Source organism: Comamonas testosteroni (assembly GCF_030505195.1).
GTDB lineage: Bacteria > Pseudomonadota > Gammaproteobacteria > Burkholderiales > Burkholderiaceae_C > Comamonas > Comamonas testosteroni_G.
In genome coordinates this window covers 2,853,833-2,875,222 of sequence record NZ_CP129672.1, presented here as the reverse complement: position 1 = coordinate 2,875,222, position 21,390 = coordinate 2,853,833, and the positions used below count along the sequence as shown (strand labels likewise).

General features: G+C 62.5%; 19 protein-coding genes. 10 read left to right on the top strand and 9 right to left on the bottom strand.

Translation table 11 applies throughout. The features are described from left to right. Positions 1-13: 13 nt before the first annotated feature. Positions 14-784, bottom strand: coding sequence for an SDR family NAD(P)-dependent oxidoreductase (locus QYQ99_RS13170; RefSeq protein ID WP_302093017.1), 771 nt, complete (start codon positions 782-784; stop codon positions 14-16). Positions 785-920: 136 nt separating this feature from the next. Beyond that, positions 921-3,245 carry a bifunctional salicylyl-CoA 5-hydroxylase/oxidoreductase gene (locus QYQ99_RS13165; RefSeq protein ID WP_302093016.1) on the bottom strand — a complete coding sequence of 775 codons (2,325 nt, stop codon included), beginning with the start codon at positions 3,243-3,245 and terminating at the stop codon, positions 921-923. A gap of 116 nt (positions 3,246-3,361) precedes the next feature. Here QYQ99_RS13165 and QYQ99_RS13160 point away from each other — a divergent pair, with 116 nt between their 5' ends. Both QYQ99_RS13160 and QYQ99_RS13155 read left to right on the top strand, forming a co-directional pair. Further along, the gene (locus QYQ99_RS13160; protein ID WP_409812159.1) at positions 3,362-3,886 is read left to right on the top strand and encodes a MarR family winged helix-turn-helix transcriptional regulator; all 525 of its coding nucleotides are present in this window, start codon (positions 3,362-3,364) and stop codon (positions 3,884-3,886) included. A 94-nt stretch (positions 3,887-3,980) separates the two neighbouring features. After that, entirely contained in the window at positions 3,981-4,403 is a 423-nt protein-coding gene (locus tag QYQ99_RS13155; protein ID WP_302093169.1) for a hypothetical protein, read from the top strand. A gap of 54 nt (positions 4,404-4,457) precedes the next feature. Here QYQ99_RS13155 and QYQ99_RS13150 read toward each other — a convergent pair whose 3' ends face one another. Then, complete coding sequence (locus QYQ99_RS13150) at positions 4,458-4,931, bottom strand: universal stress protein (protein WP_182285434.1); 474 nt, start codon at positions 4,929-4,931, stop codon at positions 4,458-4,460. Between the two features lie 121 nt (positions 4,932-5,052). Between QYQ99_RS13150 and tgt the strand changes: the two genes are divergently transcribed. Both tgt and QYQ99_RS13140 read left to right on the top strand, forming a co-directional pair. Further along, complete coding sequence (gene tgt / locus QYQ99_RS13145; RefSeq protein WP_302093015.1) at positions 5,053-6,225, top strand: tRNA guanosine(34) transglycosylase Tgt; 1,173 nt, start codon at positions 5,053-5,055, stop codon at positions 6,223-6,225. Between the two features lie 264 nt (positions 6,226-6,489). Then, complete coding sequence (locus tag QYQ99_RS13140) at positions 6,490-7,911, top strand: GGDEF domain-containing protein (protein ID WP_302093014.1); 1,422 nt, start codon at positions 6,490-6,492, stop codon at positions 7,909-7,911. Between the two features lie 48 nt (positions 7,912-7,959). Here QYQ99_RS13140 and QYQ99_RS13135 read toward each other — a convergent pair whose 3' ends face one another. The 3 genes from QYQ99_RS13135 to QYQ99_RS13125 all read right to left on the bottom strand — a co-directional run bounded on the left by QYQ99_RS13135 (position 7,960) and on the right by QYQ99_RS13125 (position 10,516). After that, entirely contained in the window at positions 7,960-9,060 is a 1,101-nt protein-coding gene (locus QYQ99_RS13135; RefSeq protein WP_302093013.1) for a serine endopeptidase, read from the bottom strand. 70 nt (positions 9,061-9,130) lie between these two features. Beyond that, entirely contained in the window at positions 9,131-9,988 is an 858-nt protein-coding gene (locus QYQ99_RS13130; RefSeq protein WP_302093012.1) for a DUF2145 domain-containing protein, read from the bottom strand. 21 nt (positions 9,989-10,009) lie between these two features. Next, a complete protein-coding gene (locus QYQ99_RS13125) occupies positions 10,010-10,516 on the bottom strand; it encodes a hypothetical protein (protein ID WP_302093011.1) in 507 nt (168 codons plus the stop codon). 269 nt (positions 10,517-10,785) lie between these two features. Here QYQ99_RS13125 and QYQ99_RS13120 point away from each other — a divergent pair, with 269 nt between their 5' ends. Continuing rightward, positions 10,786-11,478 carry a DUF3047 domain-containing protein gene (locus tag QYQ99_RS13120; protein ID WP_302093010.1) on the top strand — a complete coding sequence of 231 codons (693 nt, stop codon included), beginning with the start codon at positions 10,786-10,788 and terminating at the stop codon, positions 11,476-11,478. A gap of 10 nt (positions 11,479-11,488) precedes the next feature. Here QYQ99_RS13120 and QYQ99_RS13115 read toward each other — a convergent pair whose 3' ends face one another. Together QYQ99_RS13115 and QYQ99_RS13110 are read right to left on the bottom strand one after the other, a co-directional pair. After that, the gene (locus QYQ99_RS13115) at positions 11,489-13,441 is read right to left on the bottom strand and encodes an MFS transporter (RefSeq protein WP_302093009.1); all 1,953 of its coding nucleotides are present in this window, start codon (positions 13,439-13,441) and stop codon (positions 11,489-11,491) included. A gap of 105 nt (positions 13,442-13,546) precedes the next feature. Continuing rightward, positions 13,547-14,347 carry a hypothetical protein gene (locus QYQ99_RS13110; protein WP_302093008.1) on the bottom strand — a complete coding sequence of 267 codons (801 nt, stop codon included), beginning with the start codon at positions 14,345-14,347 and terminating at the stop codon, positions 13,547-13,549. A gap of 111 nt (positions 14,348-14,458) precedes the next feature. Between QYQ99_RS13110 and QYQ99_RS13105 the strand changes: the two genes are divergently transcribed. From QYQ99_RS13105 to QYQ99_RS13085, 5 genes are all read left to right on the top strand, one after another. Next, entirely contained in the window at positions 14,459-15,190 is a 732-nt protein-coding gene (locus tag QYQ99_RS13105; RefSeq protein WP_302093007.1) for a helix-turn-helix domain-containing protein, read from the top strand. 199 nt (positions 15,191-15,389) lie between these two features. Beyond that, positions 15,390-15,794: a YXWGXW repeat-containing protein gene (locus QYQ99_RS13100; protein WP_302093006.1), complete on the top strand. Its 405-nt coding sequence runs from the start codon at positions 15,390-15,392 to the stop codon at positions 15,792-15,794. A gap of 208 nt (positions 15,795-16,002) precedes the next feature. Continuing rightward, positions 16,003-17,013: a Bug family tripartite tricarboxylate transporter substrate binding protein gene (locus QYQ99_RS13095; RefSeq protein ID WP_302093005.1), complete on the top strand. Its 1,011-nt coding sequence runs from the start codon at positions 16,003-16,005 to the stop codon at positions 17,011-17,013. Positions 17,014-17,213: 200 nt separating this feature from the next. Further along, entirely contained in the window at positions 17,214-18,677 is a 1,464-nt protein-coding gene (locus QYQ99_RS13090; RefSeq protein ID WP_302093004.1) for an NAD(P)-binding domain-containing protein, read from the top strand. A gap of 15 nt (positions 18,678-18,692) precedes the next feature. Beyond that, positions 18,693-19,847 carry a CMD domain-containing protein gene (locus tag QYQ99_RS13085; protein WP_302093003.1) on the top strand — a complete coding sequence of 385 codons (1,155 nt, stop codon included), beginning with the start codon at positions 18,693-18,695 and terminating at the stop codon, positions 19,845-19,847. 238 nt (positions 19,848-20,085) lie between these two features. Here QYQ99_RS13085 and QYQ99_RS13080 read toward each other — a convergent pair whose 3' ends face one another. Beyond that, the gene (locus QYQ99_RS13080) at positions 20,086-21,336 is read right to left on the bottom strand and encodes an FIST signal transduction protein (protein ID WP_302093002.1); all 1,251 of its coding nucleotides are present in this window, start codon (positions 21,334-21,336) and stop codon (positions 20,086-20,088) included. Between the last annotated feature and the right edge of the window lie 54 nt (positions 21,337-21,390).

Below are 21,390 nucleotides of genomic sequence, written 5' to 3'. Positions count from 1 at the left end.
CCAAAAATCCGGGTCACATGACTTCGCCACCAGCGACGGCTATGGCTTGCCCGGTAATACTTGATGCGCCTCGACCACATAGCCACAGCACGGCGTCAGCCACCTCGTGCGGCTGTACCAGGCGGCCTTGGGGGTTGGATTTGACGAACTCAGCCATTGCCTGCTCTGGTGTGCGGCCGGTCTTGGCTACAACGCGGTCAATGCTGGTTTTGACAATCTCGGTTTCGGTATAGCCGGGGCAGACGGCGTTGACGGTGATCCCGGTCTTGGCGTACTCCAGCGCCAGGGCTCGCGTCAGGCCCACCACGCCATGCTTGGCCGCTACATAGGCCGCGACATAGGCATAGCCCACCAGTCCTGCCGTGCTGGCCATATTGACGATGCGACCCCGGCCTGATGCCAACATGGCCGGCAGCACTTGCTGAATGCAGTACATGGTGCCGCTGAGATTGACTGCCAGCATCTGCTGCCAATGCGCGGCATCCATTTTCATGAACGGTGAACTGCCGGCCTGACCTGCGTTGTTGATCAGGATATTGATAGCACCTTGCGCAGCCGCTGCCTTTTCAAACGCCGTTTTCACCTGTGATTCATCCGCCACATCGGCCAGCACCATCTTGCATTGAACGGGGTGCTCTTGCACCAGTTTCTGCAGCGGCTCGGCGCGACGCCCCAGCACCGTGACGCGAGCGCCCTGCTCCAGCAACTGGCGTGCAATCGCCTCGCCAATGCCTTGGCCCGCGCCCGTCACCAGCGCATGTTGATCGTTCAGATCGCCTGTCATTGAACTCTCCAGACAGCTGGCCCACAAAACTGGCGCACTCCAGCCCGCGGCAGCAGAAAAGGGACCGCCCCGCAGTGTGGGCTGCGTCTTCGCGGGTTGAGAGCGGGGGAAGGCGCGAGCCGACTCGGGGAGTGTTTCATTTGGCTGCGGCTTGCTGCGCTTTCTCGCGCTCGAACAGGGCTTCCATCTGGCGCTTGCCCTGGAAGTATTGTTTGGGCCAGACGATAGGCGTGTAGCCAATCTTGGCGGCCTCGGTCAGCGTCCAGGCCGGATTGGCCAGATGCGGTCTGGCAATCGCGCACAGATCGGCACGCCCTGCGGCAATGATGCTGTTGGCATGATCGGCCTCGCTGATCGCTCCCACAGCCATGGTGGCAATGCCAGCCTCCTGTCGGATGCGGTCGGCAAACGGGGTTTGATACATGCGGCCGAACACCGGCTTTTCGAGCTTGCTGACCTGCCCCGACGAGCAGTCGATCAGGTCGGCACCCGCAGCCTTGAAGGCCTTGGCAATCTGCACCGCATCTTCGGGCGTGATGCCGCCCGGCACCCAGTCATGGGCAGAAATGCGCACGGACATGGGCCTGTCCTGAGGCCAAACGGCACGCATGGCCTTGAACACTTCCAGCGGGAAGCGCAGACGGTTTTCCAGGCTGCCGCCGTATTCATCACTGCGCTGGTTGGTCAGCGGCGAGATAAAGCTGGATAGCAGATAGCCGTGCGCGCAGTGCAGCTCCAGCCAGTCCACGCCGATGTCGGCCGCCATGTGCGCAGCATGCACAAACTGCTGCAGCACCTCATCCATGTCGGCGCGTGTCATGGCCCTGGAGATCTGGCTCACTCCCTGCAGATATTGCTGCTCCGACGCGGCCATGATGGGCCAGTTGCCCTGCTCCAGCGGCAGATCCGTACCTTCCCAGGCCAGCCGCGTCGAGGCCTTGGCACCCGCATGGCCGATCTGCATGGCGAACTTGGCATCGGTGTTGGCGTGAATCCAGTCGCTGATGCGTTTCCAGGCCTGCTTTTGCCCAGCACTATAAGTACCCGGGCAGCCGGGCGTGATGCGCCCCTCGGGGCTGACACATGCCATCTCGGCGAACACCAGACCTGCACCACCGAGCGCACGCGCACCCAGGTGAACGAGGTGAAACTCACCAGGCACGCCATCAACCGCAGAGTACTGCGCCATGGGTGAGACCACGATACGGTTCTTCAGCGTGAGGCCGCGCAGGGTATAGGGCAGAAACATGGGCGGCGGCGCCTTGGCAGCGACCGCGACCCCCTCTCTTTCGGCCAGCCATTTCTCATAGCCGCCAAGCCACTGCGCATCACGCAGGCGCAGGTTCTCATGGCTGATGCGCTGACTGCGCGTGAGCATGGAGTACATGAACTGCTCGGGCTCCAGCTGGTCGCAATAGCGCTGGCCGCAGACCTCGAACCACTCCATCGCATTCCAGGCTGCGTTCTGAATGCGCAGCGTCTCAACGCGACGCGCTTCCTGATAGGCCGCCAGCACCTCGGGAATATGCCCAGCCGCATCACCCCGCTGCTTGAACTGGCGTGCCAGCTCGATCGCATCCTCGATCGCCAGCTTGGTTCCTGAGCCAATCGCGAAATGTGCCGTATGCACGGCATCGCCCATCAGCACCACATGGCTGCCCTTGGGGTTTTTCAACCACCACTGGTCACAGACCACGCGCTGAAAATTGATCCAAGCCGAGCCGCGCAGATGGCGGGCATTGGTCATCAGTTTCTCGCCCTGAAGATTGTCCGCGAACAGCTTTTCACAGAAGGCAATGGACTGCTCTTGATCGGCGGTGTCGAGGCCGCTGGCTTTCCAGCATTCCTCCGTGGTCTCCACGATGAAGGTTGAGGTCTTGTCGTCGAACTTGTAGATATGCGCCTGAAACCAGCCATGCGGCGTGCGCACGAAGTCAAAGGTGAATGCCTCGTAGACCTTGTTCGTGCCCAGCCAGATATAGCGATTGGGGCGGGTGACGATATTGGGCTTGAAGATGTCGGCGTATTTGCTGCGGATGCGCGAGTTCACGCCATCGCAGGCAATCACCAGGTCGGCATCCGGATAGTCCTCGTCGCTTTGCGCATCGGTCTCGAACACCAGGTTCACACCCAGCTGTTCGCAACGCGCTTGCAGGATATTGAGCAGATGCTTGCGGCCAATCCCCACAAAACCATGCCCGCCGGAGCGAATCTTGCGCCCTTTGAATAGCAACTCGATATCGTCCCAATGGTTGAAAGCCTGCTCGATCTGCGCGGCTGTCACCGGGTCCCAGTCGCGCATATTGTCCATGGTGGCATCGGAGAAAACCACGCCCCAGCCAAAGGTGTCGTAGGGCTTGTTGCGCTCCACCACCGTCACCTCATGCGCAGGGCTCATCTGCTTCATCAGCAAAGCGAAGTACAAGCCGGCGGGGCCACCACCTATGCAGACAATTTTCATGACAGTGATCCGTTCCTGGCTTTTCAAAAATTACTTTATACCTAAATTATTAATGCATGAAATTTTCACTAAAATCCGGCCAAACCCTGAACCCAAAGCACTCTAGTTTGCGCACCATGCCAACCATGGCCCAACACAATCCGGATTTTTCCATCGACATGCCCGAAGCCCCGGGACGCGAGGCGGGCCTGTCCCACTCCGACCATCAGGCCGTGCGCCTGTGGCTGCGCCTTCTGACCTGCAGCACACAGATCGAGCAAGTCATTCGCAGCCAGCTACGCACAGAATTCAGCACGACATTGCCTCGTTTTGACTACCTGGCACAGCTCAGCCGCTTTCCCAAAGGTCTGCGCATGAAGACCCTGTCGGAATATCTGATGGTGACCGGCGGCAATGTGACCGGACTGACCGATCAACTGGTGGCCGAAGGCTGGGTGGAGCGCGTGGCTGACGAGGAAGACCGCCGCTCCATGATCGTGCGCCTGACCCGCACGGGCAAAAAGCAGTTCAAGGCCATGGCTGCCGCGCATGAGCTATGGCTTGAGCAGTTGCTGACTCCACTGGGCAGCAAAAACGCCAGTGATCTGTACGAGCAACTGGGCAAGCTCAGGCAGGTGCTGAGCTCGCCAGATAGTGCCTGAGCCCGAAAAAACACCGTTTTGTGACAATTTCATGGAGAATGCCCTGCACGCAATCCTGCGTGACACAGGCTTGGGGGCATGGTTCATGGATTTACTGCATCTGCGATATCGGCTCAAGTCCGGGTTCTACTATCTCTACGACATGCGTGATGCGCCCAACGCCATCACGGGAGAGCGCCCCTATCGCCTCAAGACCGAGCTGGTCGCCATCGCGTTTGACCGGATCACCGGTCGCGTGCACCAGCATGGTCACCCCACCCGCATTCACTCCTGGGCCATGGGCGCGCAGCGCCGTCTGCGCATGGCAGGAGACTGGGAAGGCGCAAACCGGCTGGTCGTGGTCTCCGGCCCGCTGCCCGAAGAAGAAATCAACAAATGCCTGAGCGTGCAAGGCTATTGCCGCTGGATGCTGACGCGTCTGGCAAACATGCCACATGGCAAATTTGCAGCCCATCGTGCAGGCAGCCGCAACAGCTGGCAAAGACGTGAGTCCGGCCAGCAGCGCCAGGCTGCCTGATTTCCACTCCAATCTCCGCCAGCTCTTATTAATCAAGCGCAGAGCGCCATCAAATCAGGATTCAGCCTCTTCAGCGGAGCTGTCATCCGCCTCGGTCACCTCGGGCATTTTCACAATCGTCACCGGCAGCCGACTGTGTCTGGCCACCTCGCGTGAGACCGAGCCGATCAGAATGCTGCCCAGGCCGCTCTGGCCCGTGGCACCGATGATGATCTGGTCGCATTCATTGCTCTCGGCAATATCGATCAGGGTATTGGCCTCTTCGCCCAGGCTGATCTCCACTTCATAGGAGGCCCCGGCCTCCTTGAGAAGATCCTGTGCAGGCGCCACCAGATCCATGCCGGCTTCGATGCTGGCGTTGGCAATCAGGTCTGAATCTGTGGTTGCAAGCTCCAGCAGCGTGGCCTCCTTCTGCACATGAGCTATCACAAAGTGAGCATCCAGTCCGCTCTGTAAAAGCTTGATGCCGTGACGTACGGCCTCAAGTGCGACATCCGATCCATCCACCGCAATCATGATCTTGAGCATGGCAACCTCCTGTTCGTCTTGCGCACCAGTGTAGGCGCAGGCTGCAAAGACGGGTTGCGAATCTGGGGCAAGCACCGGCTATTGCAGCAGTGCTTGCGGGCATCTGGGAAAATAGCCGGCTATGCTGCAGTTTGACCTTCTCAAGACCGACCCGACCAGCCACGCGCGCCGTGGCACCTTGACGCTTAACCACGGAAAGGTCCAGACCCCCATCTTCATGCCCGTGGGCACCTATGGCACCGTCAAGGGCGTGATGCCGCGCAGCCTCGAAGAAATGGGCGCACAGATCATCCTGGGCAACACCTTCCATCTGTGGATGCGTCCTGGCCTGGACATCATGAAGTCCTTTGGCGGTCTGCACGACTTCGAGAAGTGGGACAAGCCCATACTGACCGACTCGGGGGGCTTCCAGGTCTGGTCGCTGGGTGCCATGCGCAAGATCACCGAGGAAGGCGTGCATTTCCAGAGCCCCGTGAACGGCGACAAGCTGTTCATGTCGTCCGAGGTCAGCATGCAGATCCAGACGATTCTGAATTCGGACATCGTCATGCAGCTCGACGAGTGCACGCCCTACGAAACCAACGGCAAGAAGACCACCGAAGCCGAAGCGCGCAAGTCCATGGAGATGAGCCGTCGCTGGGCCAAGCGCTCCAAGGAGGAGTTTCAGCGCCTGGAGAACCCCAATGCCTTGTTCGGCATCGTCCAGGGCGGCATGTACACCAATCTGCGCGAGGAATCGCTGCAGGGTCTGCTGGAAATCGATTTCCCCGGCTATGCCGTGGGCGGCGTCTCTGTGGGCGAGCCCAAGGACGAGATGCTGGAGATCATGGCCCACACGCCGCATCTGCTGCCCGCCAACAAGCCGCGCTACCTGATGGGCGTTGGTACACCCGAGGACCTGGTGCAAGGCGTGGCCGACGGCGTCGACATGTTTGACTGCGTGATGCCTACCCGCAATGCGCGCAACGGCACCATCTTCACGCGCTACGGCGATCTGAAGATCCGCAACGCTCGCCACAAGGTGGATCACCAGCCCATAGACACCACCTGCACCTGCCACGCCTGCGCGGGCAAGAGCGGCGTGAGCTGGGACGATGGCGGTCGCGACGGCTTCAGCCGCGCCTATCTGCATCACCTGGACCGCTGCGGCGAGATGCTGGGTCCCATGCTCACCACCATCCACAATCTGCACTATTACCTGAACCTGATGCAGGAAATCCGCAACGCCCTGGACGCCGGCACTTTTGCACAGTTCCGCGCCCAATTCAAGGCCGACCGCGCACGCGGGGTCTGAGCCACCCATCGTCTGCCGCAGCAGAACCTCCCAAAAGCCAGAGCGAGTCTCTGGCTTTTTTCATTCGGCGGTTGACATCCCGTATGCCTGGAGTCCGGCAAATGAAAAACATCGTCAATTTCGCTGCTTCGGCAATCACTTTTCTGTATGTTTTTGTTAAAACCACAACATTTGACGGCAACAACAGGCACTTTTGGCGATTGAGATCGAATTCCCAAAGAGCCACTGAAGAAAGCTCCACGAAACGCTCGCGGCCCCTCTCTCATGACCGAAGCCTCCGCATCCAAGCCAACGCCGCTGCTGCAGACCGCTGCCCCCAGGACATGGGCAGCGGCGCTCGGGCTTGGGAGCCTGGTGTTTCTCGCCGCCTTGCTGGGCATACTGGGGCGCCCCACTGGATTTCTCTCGGCGATCTGGCCCGCAAACGCACTGCTGCTGGGCCTTTTGCTGCACCGCCCTGACTGGCTGCGCCCGAGCTCGGTGCTGGCGATTTCGGCAGCCTATATCGCAGCCGATCTGCTCACAGGCAGCCGGCTCGATGTGGCAATCCTGCTGAGCCTCGCCAATATGGCCGGTGTGGGCGCGGCCTGGGCGCTGATGCACAGGCAGCGCCATGCCACTTTGTTCATGCAACGCCAGTCCTCCGCGCTGCTGCTGTTTGTGGGCAGCGGCCTGGGCGCACTGACGGCCGCACTGCTGGGAGCGCCGGTGCTGAGCGCCGTTTTCGGGACGCCGCACTGGCAGGCCTTTTCCATGTGGCTGAGCAGCGAATGGCTGAACTACATGATGTTTTTGCCCATTGTCCTGGCCTGGCCGACACGCAAGCAGCCAGTTGGGCATCTGGGCGAGCCCTCCCCCTTGCGCCGCATCCTGCCTTTGCTGTCTGTCATTGCGCTGGAAGCCATCAGCTACTGGATCAAAGGTCCCGGCTCGCTGGCGTTCTCGCTGCCGGCTCTCATATGGTGCGCGCTGAGCTATCGCATCTTCAGTCTGACTCTGATCACGGCAACACATTGCCTGAGCAGCATCATTTTCATTTCGCTGGGCACGCTTGAATTCACACCCGCACATTTTCTGGAGACTTTGTCATTGCGCGTGGGGCTATGCATGCTGGTGCTGGGCCCACTTGCGGTGGCAGGATCGCATATGGCGCGCAACGAGCTGATGCAAAAGCTCAGTCATGCCGTCAACCACGACTTTCTGACCGATATGCTGGCACGCGGTGCCTTCATGAAGCAGGGGCAAAGAATACTGGAGCGTTGCCGCCAGGATGGCCAGCCCTTCGCCATTCTGATGCTGGATCTCGACCATTTCAAACAGATCAACGACAGCTTCGGCCATGCGGGAGGCGACCAATTGCTGCGCAGCTTCAGCCAGACGTTGACCCAGGTGCTGCGCGCTCAGGACATCGTGGGCCGCATGGGAGGCGAGGAGTTCGCCGTGGCTCTACCCAAGGTGGACGCAACCGCTGCCCAGGAGATCGCCAAGCGCATCAATCGCGCCATCCGGGAGCTGCGCGTGTGCATGGATGACAAGATGATGAGCGCCACGGTCAGCATAGGCCTGGTCCATACCAGCCGACTGCAAGCGCATCAAAGCCTGGACCTGCTGCTGCAGCAGGCAGACCAGGCTTTGTATGAGGCCAAGGCCGCCGGGCGCGATTGCGTCGCGGCGCAGCTTCGCTGAGTGCGACACGCCACTGCGCCCCCGACCAGCCGGTAGCCCGGCCCACGGTCATCCGAGCTCGCCAGAGCCGGATGCGAGCGGTGCCGCCACCGCCGTGTCGGGACGCGGCAGCGTCTTGCTGGCTGCAGCGCCACAGCTATGACAAAAGCGTGAGAACGCGCTCTTGCGGGTATTGCAGCTGCCACAATGGTCGAACAGGCCGATACCGCAATGGGGGCAGAAGTCGATCTCGGTGTTCTTGAGATCCACTGGACGCTCGCAGCCCGGGCACACATTCTTGGACAGACGCTCCAGCGCCACGTCATAGCTCAGCTCCTCACGGCGCTGCTCTTCGGGCAAGGACTCCTGCAGCTTCTGCTTTTCCAGATAGCGGTTGAGCGCCAAAATGGCATATCGACCCAGCAGCACCGTCACCAAAATGCCCACGATGTAGCGCACATAGCCGCCGTAGTCGGGCAGGTAAGGCACCAGCTCGACAAAGAAGGCGAACAGCGCAAAAAAGATGAAGCCCCAGACAAAGGGCCACCAGGTGCTCTTGCGCTTCTTGGCAAACAGCCAGCCCGCCACACCCAGCAGGGGCAGGGTGATGGCCAGGCGGAACAGAAACACGCGCAGTTCGCTGGCACGCATGGCGGCTTCATATTGGGGATAGGCCTGCTCGCGCAGACTGCTCAGCTCCGCCTCGGCGTTGGAGACGGCCTGATTGGCCTCCAGATGGGTCTGTGCCTCTTTCTCGCGCTCCTGGCGGGCCATGTCCTCGGCCTGCTTGAGCGCATCAAGCGCCTTGCTGCGCGCGACCAGCTCGGCGTCCTGCTCGGGGCGCTCCGTCGCCCGGCGGGTCGCGACCCAGTTGTCAAAGGTGTCGCGCGCCGACTGATAGCGCGCGCGCTCGGCATCGAACTTGAGCTGAGCCCTGTCCAAAGCCTTCTGGGTCACGCCGGCCGTCTTCCGGGCCTGGTCGATTTCGGCCTGCACACGCTGTGCATCGGCCTGCGGAATAAAGGACTCCACCTCCAGCGAGCGATTAGGCTGCGGCAGATTGCCCACCACCAGTCCACCCAGACCGATCAGGAAGAAGGCAAACACCAGCGCCACCAGCCAGAGGCCGCGGCGAAACCATTTCTCAGGCAAACGCAGAGACTTGCTCATTTTCAATTACTCCAAAAACGTAGCGCCATGCGCATACTTAGCAAGGCCTTGAAGCTAACAAGACTCAAATTCACTGCACAGTACGCACGGCCGATGCCATTTGCGTGCGCTGCAGCCACTGGACCACGGAGTCCACGGTCACCGTCTCTATGCGGCTGGCAAAGCGCTTTTCATTCGGATGATCGTCAAACGCGATATTGGCAGCCGTCATGCGCCCGCCCATTCGCGAGAACGCCCGAATGATGAGCGCGCTGGGCTCATAGCCCTTGGACTGCAGCCAGGCCTGAGCCTGTGCGCGGTTCTGAATCGTTGCCGGCTCCATGGCAGCGGCCAGCGTCTCGGTCGCCCATTGGTTCGACTGCTGGTATTTGCTGCTCCAGACATAGCTGACCATGCTGTAGGGCTCGTTTTGCAGGCGCAGCACCGTGGGAGCGCTCAAGAACTTGAGCAGGGCCTGCTGCACCGCCGGCGTCGGGATCTGAATGGCGGCTTCGTAGCGCCACATATCGTCAAGAAAGAACTCGCCCAGGCCCTGGCGGTAGATATGGCCGGATGCAGTGCCGCACTCGTTGAGCTTGTGCGCCACGCGCCAGGGGCCGGCGGGTGTTCTATAAGCCCAGCCATAGTGCGAGTACTTGAGATCGTATTTGCTCAAGTCCTGCCCTTGCCGAGCCAGCAGTACGACCTGGGTGCCGTTCTTCTGAAACTCGGCATCCAGTGCCTTGGCGGTGCGCGCGGCCAGATTCAGCCCCTTGGCCATGACATCGGCAGTCAGCGGACGGGCCTCACAGCTGCGGCCAGCCTCTGCCGAGCCTGCCCAGGCAATCAGCGCGGCGCCCAGCGCCAGCACCACAGGGCCGGGAATGGGCATGCCAGTGCGTTGAGCGGGCGCCATGGCGTGTACAACGCTTGTCGGTTTCTTGATCATGCGAGCCTCCAGCTTCTTGAATTACAGACGCTCGTTGTGCATCAGCGCCTTGCCGATTTCATTGGGGATGAAGGCCAGCACCTTGCCTGCAGTGGACAGAATCACGCCGGCCGCCGTGGCGCTGGTCTCCACCACCGTGCCCACACCGACCGACAGGGCACCTGCGGCCTGGCCGGAGACCTTGACCACGGCCGAAGTGCCATCAGCCACATTCTTGAGCACATAGGTCACGCCTGTGGCACTGCCCTCCACCGCCTCAACGATCACGGATGCACCTGCCGCCGACAGAAACAGGGGTATTGCCACGACTTCCTCCGAAGCGCCACCCGATGCCACTGCAACCACCGATGCCACAGGCAGGGCCGACAGCACCAAAGAGGCTTCGCTCTGGGCGTGGACCGCACTGCCGCCCAGCAAGGCACAGGCCGCGCCCAGGGCGCACAGGCTGTTGCGAAGAGGACGGATAAAGGTCAGGACGTTGATCACAAATGGCTCCCGGTGGTTTTTGAAATGGACCGCGATTTGCATGCGGCGACGAACGAATCATCCATGCGCCCGAAACTTCGGCCCTGTTTTTTGTCAAAATCAGCAAGCGGCAGGTCTCGCAGTATCGCAAAGCGATACTTCCCGCCCGCTGCCAGCCCTCAATCCAGCTGCAGCTTGCACATCTTGCCCCACTCCCACGCCCACAACTTTCAAAAATCATCAGGCAATCCATGCGGCTTCACTCTCAGACCTTCACCCTGCACAGACCTTCACGCCGGCAAAGCCGGCATGCGACAGCGCTCGCCACGGCCATGTCCGCGCTAGCTGTCTCGGCACTGGCGCAGGGCAGCTGCATCCCCGCTTTTTCGCAGATGCCGCCGGGCCCGCTGGGCGGGCCCTGGCACTTTGCCACCCTGCCCAACAAGAATCCGACGGCATTCAATGTGGTGGAGCAGGATGGCGGTCATGTGCTGCGCGTGAGCACGCAGGACGCCTACGGCAATATGGTGCACGCCCTGCACCTGGCTGGCGCGCCCGATCTGCAGCTGCAGTGGCGCTGGCGCGTGGATCAGCTGATCGACAAGGCCGATATCAAAACCAGAGCCGGTGACGATGCGGCGCTCAAGCTCTGCGTGTCCTTCGACTTTGACAAATCGCAGCTGAGCTTTGGCGAACGGGCAAAGCTGCGTCTGGGCAGAATCAGCACTGGAGAGGACATTCCGGCCGAGACGCTGTGCTATGTCTGGGACAACAAGCAGCCCGCAGGGGCGGTCATGCACAACGCGTTCACGCATCGCATGCGCTATATCGTGCTGCAAAGCGGCAGCACGCACAAAGGCCAGTGGGTAACGGAGCAGCGCAATCTGACGTCCGACTATCTGCACGCCTTTGGCGACGAGTCCCAGGCCATGCCCACCATCATCGGCGTCACCGTCTCGGCGGACTCGGACAACACCCATGGAGAAGGACTTGCCTACATGGGTGATATCCGGCTCACTCCCTGATCATCCAACCTCAACGCCTAAGCAGTTCCGCCACGTTGTGCTGCAGCAGGGCTGGCGTGACCGCAGCCGCCGCCACAGGCTCGCCCACCTCCAGCCCCACACGGTTGAACAGGCCGCGGCGCAGCGGCTTGACCATGGCCACATTCCTGCCGCCGCGCAGCTCGATGCGGCTGAAGTAGGAGCCCCAGAGATTGGTCAGCGCCATGGGAATGACGGGAACCTGCAGGCCGTCGTCTCGCGCGTGGTCGAGAATCTTCATGATGCCGCCCTTGAACGGCTGCAGCTGGCCGTCAGAGGTGATGCCGCCCTCGGGGAAGATGGCCAGCAGATCGCCCTCGCGCAGCACCTCGGCAGCACGTGCGAACGCGGCCTCATAGGTGGCTGGGTCATCCTTGTGGGATGCAATCGGAATCGCCTTGGCCAGCTTGAACAACCAGCCCAGCACCGGTGTCTGAAAGATGCGGTGATCCATCACGAAGTGGATGGGGCGCGGGCTGGCCGCCATGAGCAAGATGGCATCGACAAAGCTCACATGGTTGCAGACCAGCACGGCCGCGCCATCGCGCGGAATATGCTCGTCGCCACGCACCTTGAAGCGGTAGACAAAGTGGGTGATGACCCAGGCCACAAACCGCAGCAGATATTCGGGCACCAGCAGGAACACATAGAGCGCCACGATGGCGTTGGCGATGCCGGTGATCAGAAACACCTGGGGAATGCTGCAGCCTGCGGCCAGCAGGGCACCGGCCAGCACGGCCGAAGCGATCATGAACAGCGCGTTCAGGATGTTGTTGGCCGCGATGATGCGCGCGCGGTGCGTGGGCTGGCTGCGCATCTGGATCAGCGCATACATGGGCACGCTGTAGATGCCCGCCGACAGCGCCAGCAGGCCCAGGTCCAGCATCACGCGCCAGTGCCTGGGCTCTCCAAAAAAGGCGCTCACGCCCATCAGCTCTGAGGGCGGCAGGGAACGCGTGGCGAAGAACAGATCAATCGCGAACACGCTCATGCCGATCGCGCCCAGCGGCACCAGGCCAATCTCCACCTGTCGACGGCTGAACACCTCGCACAGCAGCGAGCCAATGCCTATGCCCACCGAGAAGATCACCAGCAGCAGCGATGCCACATGCTCGTCGCCATGCAGCACCTCCTTGGCAAAGCTGGGAAACTGCGAGAGAAACACCGCGCCGAAGAACCACATCCAGCTGATGCCCAGCAGCGAGCGGAACACCACGGGCTGCTGACGCGCCAGCTGGAGGTTGCGCCAGGTTTCGGTGAACGGGTTCCAGTTGATCACCAGGCCCGGATCGGTGGCCGGCGCATGGGGAATGAACTGTGCGCAGATGCGGCCCACGACCGCGACGGCCACGCAGGCCATGGCCACCTGCATATGACCGACCTCGGGCACGGCGATCAGCAGGCCGCCGGCGACCTGCCCCAGCAAGATGGCGACAAACGTGCCCATCTCCACCATGCCGTTGCCGCCCGTGAGCTCCCTGTCGTTGAGCACCTGGGGCAGGTAGGCAAACTTGACGGGGCCGAACAGCGTGGAGTGCAGCCCCATGAGGAACACGCACAGCAACAGCACCGGCACATTGGCCTGGATGAAGCCCCAGGCCGCGATCAGCATGATGGCGATCTCGAGGTTCTTGACCAGACGGAACATGCGGGTCTTGTCCCACTTGTCGGTCAGCTGGCCCGAAGTGGCCGAAAACAGCAGATAAGGCAGGGTGAACAGCGCACCTATCACCAGGCCCGCCATGGAAGGCGGCAGCCACGAGACGCTGAGCTGATAGGTGACCATCACCGTGAAGGCGAACTTGAAGAGATTGTCATTGCCCGCGCCGGCAAACTGCGTCCAAAAGAACGGCGCAAAGCGGCGCTGGCCCAACAGGGCAAACTGGTTAGGGTGGGCATGCTGCTGTGCAGCGGCGGCCGTATGCACGGTCGGCGTGGAATTCATGGATCTCTCCCTGTGGCGCTGCTGGCATTGTGCCAACTTGCCCGGATTTTTTTGTAGGTTTTATGCCGCTGGCGCTTGATGAACATGCGCCAGCCGCTATGAATATTACGACTCGCGCCACTGCTGCAAGGCACGCAGCACAGGCCATGCTGCGGCGGCGGCCACCCAGTGCTTGAGACTGTGGCCGGAGATTGCGTGCGCGGTCACATCAAATACATCGCCGTCCGACAACTCCAGCAGCTTGGCCACGAGGTACAGACCGATCACCCAGCCCAGCCCTACGGGCAGCGCATGACGATGCGGCGTCGCAAAAGCCAGCCACAGGAGAATGAGCATGCCGCCGCCCTGCACCAGCACCCAGGGCAGCACGTTGCTGGTCTGCGCCCAGACTGCCACGCTGACGGGCGCCGCCACCAGCAATATCGCGGCAGTGATGCGGGCGCTGATGTCGTCAATGCGCGTCTGCACCGCCAGACCCAGCAAGCCGGCGAAAGCCAGGCTCATGCCCAGCCGGTCCCAGACCAGGCTCGAGTCCTGCGGCGCCCAGTGGTACCAGGCCGAGCCCGCCCCCGAGCACAGCAGGCCCGCAAAGAACAGAGCGCACAAGGCACGCGCCGTGCCATTGAGCTTCTGATAGTCGGCACGCCACAGAGCAAGCCCGCCCGCCAACCCGGCCAGCACAAACCCCAGATTGCTCAACACATCGGCCGCATGCGGCAGGCCCAGCCAGCCGCGCCGGTCGGCAAAGGCGTGATAGTGCTCGGGCTGGGCCATGCCGGGCATCAGCAGCGCCAGCGTGAACAGCAAGGCCATGCCCCCAAACAAGGCAAAGCGCTGCTCCAGCGTGCCCGAGGTCTCGGGGCTCGCCATTTCCACGGCCGCGATCGGTGAGTTGTGCAGTTGCATGGTGCTTCCTGTGTGTGTTTGCCGCGCAGTATGAAAATCCGCCGCTTCAACGGCATCGATCTTCTAAACTTGCGCCATATCGCTGCACTGCCAGTACTACCAACCGATACCATGAGCACGACCGCCGATCTCGTCACCGCCATCAAGAAAGAACTCAAGGCCGCGCAGATGACCTATGCCGACCTGGCCCAGGCCATAGACATGGCCGAATCCAGCGTCAAGCGCATGCTGGCCAAGGGCGACATGCCGCTGTCGCGCATCGACGAGATCTGCCGCGCCCTGCACCTGGACTTTGCCGACCTCGCGCGCAATGTGGCCGACAGCCGGCCGCTGCTGCAGCAGATCACGCGCGAGCAGGAGGTTGCCGTGGTTGCCGACCGCAAGCTGCTGCTCACGGCCATCTGCGTGCTCAGCCAGTGGACGCTGGAGCAGATCGTCGCCACCTACCGCATCAGCGAGCCCGAGGGCATCGGCTATCTGGCGCAGCTGGACCGCATCGGCATCATCGAGCTGCGTCCCGGCAACCGCTACAAGCTGCGCCTGGCCAAGACCTTCCGCTGGCAGACCAACGGCCCGGTGATGGACTTCTTCCGCGAGAACGCCGTGCTGGACTACTTTGGTGGCACTTTTGCCGGCGAGGACGAGACCATGCTGCTGGTGCATGGCTCCGTCGCCCCCAGCCTTGCGCCCAGCTTCGTGGAGCGCATTCAGCGCATCGGTCAGGACTTTTCGCAGCAGCATCTTCAGGATCAGCGCCTGGGCCCCAACAAGATCGAGGGCTACACCCTGGTGCTGGGCATGCGCAAATGGGAGCTGCCTGCCTTTGCGGCCTTGCGCAGGTAGACCGTCACTCCCAAATATGTAGCTAAATGCGCTTGCTGCATCTGCATCAACCGCCTGTTTTATACATTCTTCACCAAGCAGACACACAAGATTGCAAGACTTCGCACAGCGGCAACCCACGGTTGACGCTGGCCTTCCAACATGGAGCCCAAGGGATGCCTGGACCACCGGCAACCCGCTACCCATGAAGGAGGCGTATATGCTGACAATCCGCAACACCATCCATACCGTCGCTGCCGCAGGCGCACTCGCCTTGCTGGGCTTTGCCGGTAGTGCACAGGCCCAAAGCGCTTACTGGGCGGGTGCCGGCCAGGGCACCTATGTGAACGTGCAGTTCAACGCACCGCCCCCAGTCCGCTATGAAGCCGTACCCGCTCCGCGCCGTGGCTATGTCTGGGCTCCTGGTTACTGGGAGCCGCGCGGCCACCGCCATGTCTGGCGCGCCGGCCACTGGGTGCAGAACCGCCCCGGCTATGTGTACCGCCAGCCCGTCTGGGTACAGCACGGCAAGCGCTGGGACTACCGCGCCAGCCGCTGGGACAGGGATGGTGACGGCGTACCCAACCGCCATGACCGCAACCCCCACAACCCCTATCGTCGCTAAACCACTTAGACGATTGAGGTCCTGATCGCTCCCTCCGCTGGCCCTCCGAGTCATCACTTTCCAGCGGATTTCAGCCCATGTCTCGCAAGAGAACTGGGCTTTTTTGCATTAACCCCACGAGCTTAATGCTGCATAAGCATATAGAAGCAAAGCATTAAATTACGGACACAATTCACAGCATTCAAGGTTCCTCTGGACAAGTCCCATCATGCGTTTGCTGCCCCGTTTCATCTCCGGTCTTGTTGCCACAGCAGCGGCCACCGCCCTGTTTCCCCTGGCCAGCCAGGCGGCCGACCCCGGCGCCGCCAGCTATCCGCACCAGCCCATCACCATGATCATGGGCTTTAACGCCGGATCGGGTGTGGATGTGATCGGCCGCGTGGCGCAAGAGCCCCTGGGCAAGATTCTGGGCCAGCCCGTCATCATCGACTACAAGAGCGGCGCCGCCGGCAATATCGGCAGCGAGTTCGTGGCCCGTGCCAAGCCCGATGGCTACACCATCTACTTCGGCACCGCCGCCACCCATGGCAGCAATGCCGCGCTGTACAAGAAACTGCCGTTCGACGTGGAGGCCGACTTCGTGCCCGTCGCTCCGCTGGTGGACGTGGCCAATGTGCTGACCATCAATCCCAATGTGATCAACGTCAAGAACCTCAAGGAGTTCGTGGACGAGGTCAAGGCCCACCCCGGCAAGTACAACTACGCCTCCACCGGCAACGGCGCCGGCACCCACATGGCGTTTGCCGAGTTCAACTCGCGCCTGGGCCTGGACATGGTGCACGTGCCCTACAAGGGCGGCCCCGAAGCCATCACCTCGGTGCTGCGCGGCGAGACCTGCTGCATCATGAACCAGGTGCAGACCGTGCTGAGCCACTACAAGGCCGGCAAGGTGCGCCTGCTGGGCGTGACCACGTCCAAGCCCGTGGAAGCCGTCAAGGAAGTGCCCACCATTGCTGCCAGCGGCCTGCCCGGCACCAAGGGCTTCAACAGCTCCATCTGGTTCGGCATCTTCGCGCCCAAGGGCACGGACCCGGTCATCATCAAGAAGCTCAATCTGGCCGTCAACGACGTGCTCAAGCAGCCCGAGGTGCGCGAGCGCTTTGTCTCCCAGGGCAACACCATCCGCGAAGAGACCCCCGAGCAGTTCAAGAAAACCGTGCATGAAGACCGCATCAAGTGGGCCAAGGTGGTCAAGGATGCCAAGATAAGTATTGACTAACACCCCCTGAGCGGCCCTGCCGCTCCCCCCTCTGTCTACGCGCTGCGCGCCAAGGCAGAGGAACGACACCCTCGGTGCAGGGCGGCCCGTCCTCGGTGTCTCTCTCTCTTGGTCCTGCTTCGAGTTCAAGCAGTGTTAAGTTATCGGTGTTTGTTTGATGCGTCTGCGGCTCAAGCCTCAGACGCTTTTGGGTTTTAGCTATGTCAATTTCACCTTCTACGACAGCCGCCGCCACGGGGCTGGCAGCGCTGGAAGAGCGCCTGCGTGACGACTTCGTCACTCTGGGCTGGCCTGCCAAGGCCTGGATTCCTGCCTCCACGCGCAAGGGACTGCCGGTGCATGACGTGCTCGTCATCGGCGCCGGCCAGGCCGGCCTCGCGCTGAGCATGGCGCTGCAGCAGGTCGGCATCAAGCCTGTGCTGCTGGACAGGTCCGCGCCGGACTTCGAAGGCCCATGGGCCACCACGGCGCGCATGGAAACCCTGCGCTCGCCCAAGGAGCTGACCGGCCCCGCCATGGGTGTGGCAGCCCTGTCCTTTCGCGCCTGGTTCATCGCCCAGTTCGGTCTGGATGCCTGGACGGCGCTGGACAAGATCCCGCGCCTGCAGTGGATGGACTATCTGCGCTGGTACCGCCGCGTGACCAACGCCGATGTGCGCAACGGCCATGAAGTCATTGCCGTGCGCCCGCAGGCCGATGGCGTGGTGGAAGTCGATGTCAAGGCCAATGGCGTGACCGCCACCTGGCAAACCCGCCGCCTGGTGCTGGCCACGGGCCGCGACGGTCTGGGCGGTGCCACGGTTCCCGCCTTCATGCGGGGCGTGGACAGGAAGTTCTGGGCCCATTCCTCCGACGCCATGGACTACGCCACGCTGGCGGGCAAGCATGTGGGCGTGGTGGGCGCCGGAGCGTCGGCCATGGACAGCGCCGCGACGGCTCTCGAACACGGCGCAGCCAGCGTGGACATGCTGATCCGCCGCCAGCAGCTGCCACTGGTCAACAAGTCCAAGGGCTCGGGCGTGCCCGGCCTGACGCATGGCCAGTACCTGCTGCCCGATGCCTGGAAATGGCGCATCCGCCACTACATCAACGCCCAGCAGGTGCCGCCGCCGCATGGCAGCACGCTGCGCGTCTCGCGCCATGACAACGCCTTCTTCAACCTGGGCTGCGCCGTGCAGGCGGTGGAGAAAGCGGGCGACAAGCTGCAGGTGCAGACCTCGGCCGGCGTGTTCGTGCTGGACTTTCTCATCGTCTCCACAGGCTTTGCCATCGACTGGAGCCTGCGTCCCGAGTTTGCCGACATTGCGCCGCATGTGAAGCTGTGGAACAGCCGCTTCACGCCCGAGGCCGGCGATGAAGATGCCGAGCTGTCGGCATCGCCCGATCTGGGGCCGCTGTTCGAGTTTCAGGGCGACCTTCCCGGTCTCGACCGGATTCACTGCTTCTGCTATCCCGCTGCACTCTCGCACGGCACGGTGTCGGGCGATATTCCCGCCATCAGCGACGGAGCGCGCAAACTCGCGCAAGGTCTGGCCTCGCTGTTCTACCTGAACGATATCGAGCAGCACTTTGCCAAGCTCAAGGCCTATGCCGAGCCCGAACTGGACGGCACGGAATGGACCGCCGCCGACAGCGCTGTGCGCATCCGGCAGCTGCAACCCTAAATCAAGAGACTTCGCATGACAGACACCATCGACCGACTGGCCGGCCTCGAACAGGGCAGCCCCACATTCACCACCCGCCACGAGCGCGAGAAAGTCGCTCTGGCCACCCAGGCCTGCGAAGACCTGCTGCTGGGCAATCAGCTGGACAGCGATCTGACCCAGGCCGAGCGCCTGGTGCTGGCCGCCGAGCAGGCCCGCGTCAGCGGCGTGAACGTGCTGGAAGCCGAATACCGTGCACGCGCCCAGGCCCTGGGTGATGCCATCACGCCCGAGCTGCGCTCCCTCCTCGATCAGCCCGGAGCGCAGACCGGCAATGCACGCCTCGATGCCATGCTGCACTTTGTGCGCACCCTGGCCCTGAACCCAGCCCAGAGCGATCAGGCTGCGCTGCTGGCCATTCCTGCCGCCGGTCTGTCGCTCAACGACACCGTGCTGCTGGCCCAGCTGATCGGCTTTGTGGCCTACCAAGCCCGCCTGCTGGCGGGTGTGAAGGCCATGGGCGAGCTGGGCGGCGTGACCGAGGCGCCTGCCGCCCAGCCTGCCGATGCTGCGCCCTTTGTACACCCTGCCAACCTGCCGCCGCCCGGCGAGCCGCTGCGCCGCAACGGCTTTACCAGCGAGACGCTGGACTGGAAGGCCTGGCTGCAGGTGCTGGACCCCGACACCGCCACGCCCGAGCAGCAGCAGGTGCTGGAGGTCAGCCACCCCAAGGCCAAGAGCATGGACTTCTACCTGCTGCTGGCCCGCCAGCCCCAGGTGCTGCTGGAGCGCTCCCAGGCCTTCAACGCCATCATGTATGCGCCCGGTGGCCTGTCCCGCGCCGAGCGCGAAGTGGCGGCAACTGCCGTTTCTCGCTCCAACGGCTGCGTGTACTGCGCATCGGTGCACGCACAGCGCTTCGAGCAGCTGGCCAAGCGCAACGATGTGATGGCCCAGCTGTTTGACGAGCCCGACACCGCCGGCACCAATGCCCGCGAGCGCGCCATCATCCAGGCCTCCCTGGCACTGACACGTACGCCGGGCAGCTTTGGCAAGCAGAATCTGCAGCCGCTGCGCGACGCCGGTCTGTCCGATCTGGAAATTCTGGACATGCTGCACTCGGCCGCACTATTTGGCTGGGCGAACCGCCTGATGCTGAATCTGGGCGTGGAGCTGTATTCAACCCCCTGAGCGGCTTTGCCGGGGCGGCCCCGCCGCCTCCTCTTTTCTCTGCGCGCTGCGCGCTACGGGAGGGGGACGACCGCTTCGCTGCGCGGCGGCGCTTGCTTGCCATGTCTTTGTGGGGCTGCGCCGGTTTCGGGGCTGCCCATATTTTTGATAGCTGCTTGCGCTTTCCAGCTAAGGATTTCAGCATCAATTGATTCTGAAATCCTTTTAAATAAAGCGCTAGCAGCTATCAAATTTAAAGCTATTTGCCGGTAAACACCGTCAGCACGCCGGCCAGCTGATGCACATGCGCATCCATCAGCTGAGTCTCGGCCACCAGGCCGATCAGAGGCACCGGCCCCAGCGCATGGCGCAGCAGCTTGAGCTCGGCATCGGCGCCGCCAAACAGCTCGCTGCCACGCCCCTTGCTGCTCACATAGATGGCACCGCGTATATGCTGCGGCACGGCCGCTTCGGCGATGGTTTCGGGGCCGGCATCGGCAAAGTCCGGCTGCAGCGCATCTTTGAGGGCCGCGCCCATCTGCATCAGCTCATGGCGTGCCGCGCTGCTCTGGCGCTGGCAGAAGATCACCGTATGTTCGGCCTCCACGGGCGACGACAGCGCAACGCCCTGACGTACCGGATCCAGCCCCACGATATGCAGCACCTGGGCCTCGTCGGTCAGCGCGCCGCGCTCCAGGCCCCGGCCCAGCGGGGCAATCGCGGCCTGGGTCTTGCGCAGCTGCGACAACGCCGCCTGCCAGCCGCCACCAGCGCTGGGGCTGGCTTCCACATCCAGCATCTGCAGCAAGCGGGGCAAGGCGGGCTCGCCTTCCAGCTCCAGCACCACCGGGCCTCTGGCATCGGTAATCGCAAGTCCCCCGCCCAAGGGGGCACAGCCCTGCGCCAGCCTGGAGATGCAGGCCACGTCGGCATCGAAGGCCACCCCCGAAAAGCCGGCATGAAAGATGCCGACGCTGGCCTGGGCACGCAAGCGGGGCAGATCTTCGGCGCGGCAGGCGAACTGCACGCCCTGCTCGCTGCTGAGCGCCCCGAACAGATTTCCCGAGCTGATGCGCTCGGACAGCTCCAGCAGCAGCTCTGCCAGATCGGGCTGGTCGATGCTGGAGTGCACCAGGGCCGAATGCGCTTCAAATCCGGCTTCGGCGCCGCTTTGCGCCAGCGGCGCGACACCGGAGTAGACGCGGTAATGGGCGGCGGGCAGGTCAAGCAGCATCACCGCCAGCGAGGAACTTTCGGAATACTCATGCTCCATGGCCAGCACGGCATGGCCGGAGCTGCCCACCCAATCCGTGACCTGGGGCAGCTCGCGCGCCAGCAGCGCCAGCAGTTGCTGCGAATGGGGCACCAGGCCCTGGGCGATATAGATCAGCCCCAGGCGATGCGGCTGCAGCGACTGGCGCAGCAGTTGCTCGCGCAGTTGCAGCACGACTTGCTCTGCCGCAGTGCGCCAGTCTTCATGAGCGGCATGAGCGACGGGAAACAGTGACATAAGCCCTCCTGTTCTTGCTGGAGCGTGGATGCCTTGCAACCACGATTTTCCACC

Bases quoted from the DNA above. Each gene is read 5' to 3' on its own strand.
- tgt (WP_302093015.1), top strand. From the start codon at position 5,053: ATGCTGCAGTTTGACCTTCTCAAGACCGACCCGACCAGCCACGCGCGC.
- QYQ99_RS13115 (WP_302093009.1), bottom strand. From the start codon at position 13,441: ATGAATTCCACGCCGACCGTGCATACGGCCGCCGCTGCACAGCAGCAT.
- QYQ99_RS13160 (WP_409812159.1), top strand. From the start codon at position 3,362: ATGCCAACCATGGCCCAACACAATCCGGATTTTTCCATCGACATGCCC.
- QYQ99_RS13110 (WP_302093008.1), bottom strand. From the start codon at position 14,347: ATGCAACTGCACAACTCACCGATCGCGGCCGTGGAAATGGCGAGCCCC.
- QYQ99_RS13130 (WP_302093012.1), bottom strand. From the start codon at position 9,988: ATGATCAAGAAACCGACAAGCGTTGTACACGCCATGGCGCCCGCTCAA.
- QYQ99_RS13170 (WP_302093017.1), bottom strand. From the start codon at position 784: ATGACAGGCGATCTGAACGATCAACATGCGCTGGTGACGGGCGCGGGC.
- QYQ99_RS13135 (WP_302093013.1), bottom strand. From the start codon at position 9,060: ATGAGCAAGTCTCTGCGTTTGCCTGAGAAATGGTTTCGCCGCGGCCTC.
- QYQ99_RS13125 (WP_302093011.1), bottom strand. From the start codon at position 10,516: ATGCAAATCGCGGTCCATTTCAAAAACCACCGGGAGCCATTTGTGATC.
- QYQ99_RS13085 (WP_302093003.1), top strand. From the start codon at position 18,693: ATGACAGACACCATCGACCGACTGGCCGGCCTCGAACAGGGCAGCCCC.
- QYQ99_RS13140 (WP_302093014.1), top strand. From the start codon at position 6,490: ATGACCGAAGCCTCCGCATCCAAGCCAACGCCGCTGCTGCAGACCGCT.
- QYQ99_RS13100 (WP_302093006.1), top strand. From the start codon at position 15,390: ATGCTGACAATCCGCAACACCATCCATACCGTCGCTGCCGCAGGCGCA.
- QYQ99_RS13090 (WP_302093004.1), top strand. From the start codon at position 17,214: ATGTCAATTTCACCTTCTACGACAGCCGCCGCCACGGGGCTGGCAGCG.
- QYQ99_RS13150 (WP_182285434.1), bottom strand. From the start codon at position 4,931: ATGCTCAAGATCATGATTGCGGTGGATGGATCGGATGTCGCACTTGAG.
- QYQ99_RS13080 (WP_302093002.1), bottom strand. From the start codon at position 21,336: ATGTCACTGTTTCCCGTCGCTCATGCCGCTCATGAAGACTGGCGCACT.
- QYQ99_RS13095 (WP_302093005.1), top strand. From the start codon at position 16,003: ATGCGTTTGCTGCCCCGTTTCATCTCCGGTCTTGTTGCCACAGCAGCG.
- QYQ99_RS13120 (WP_302093010.1), top strand. From the start codon at position 10,786: ATGTCCGCGCTAGCTGTCTCGGCACTGGCGCAGGGCAGCTGCATCCCC.
- QYQ99_RS13105 (WP_302093007.1), top strand. From the start codon at position 14,459: ATGAGCACGACCGCCGATCTCGTCACCGCCATCAAGAAAGAACTCAAG.
- QYQ99_RS13165 (WP_302093016.1), bottom strand. From the start codon at position 3,245: ATGAAAATTGTCTGCATAGGTGGTGGCCCCGCCGGCTTGTACTTCGCT.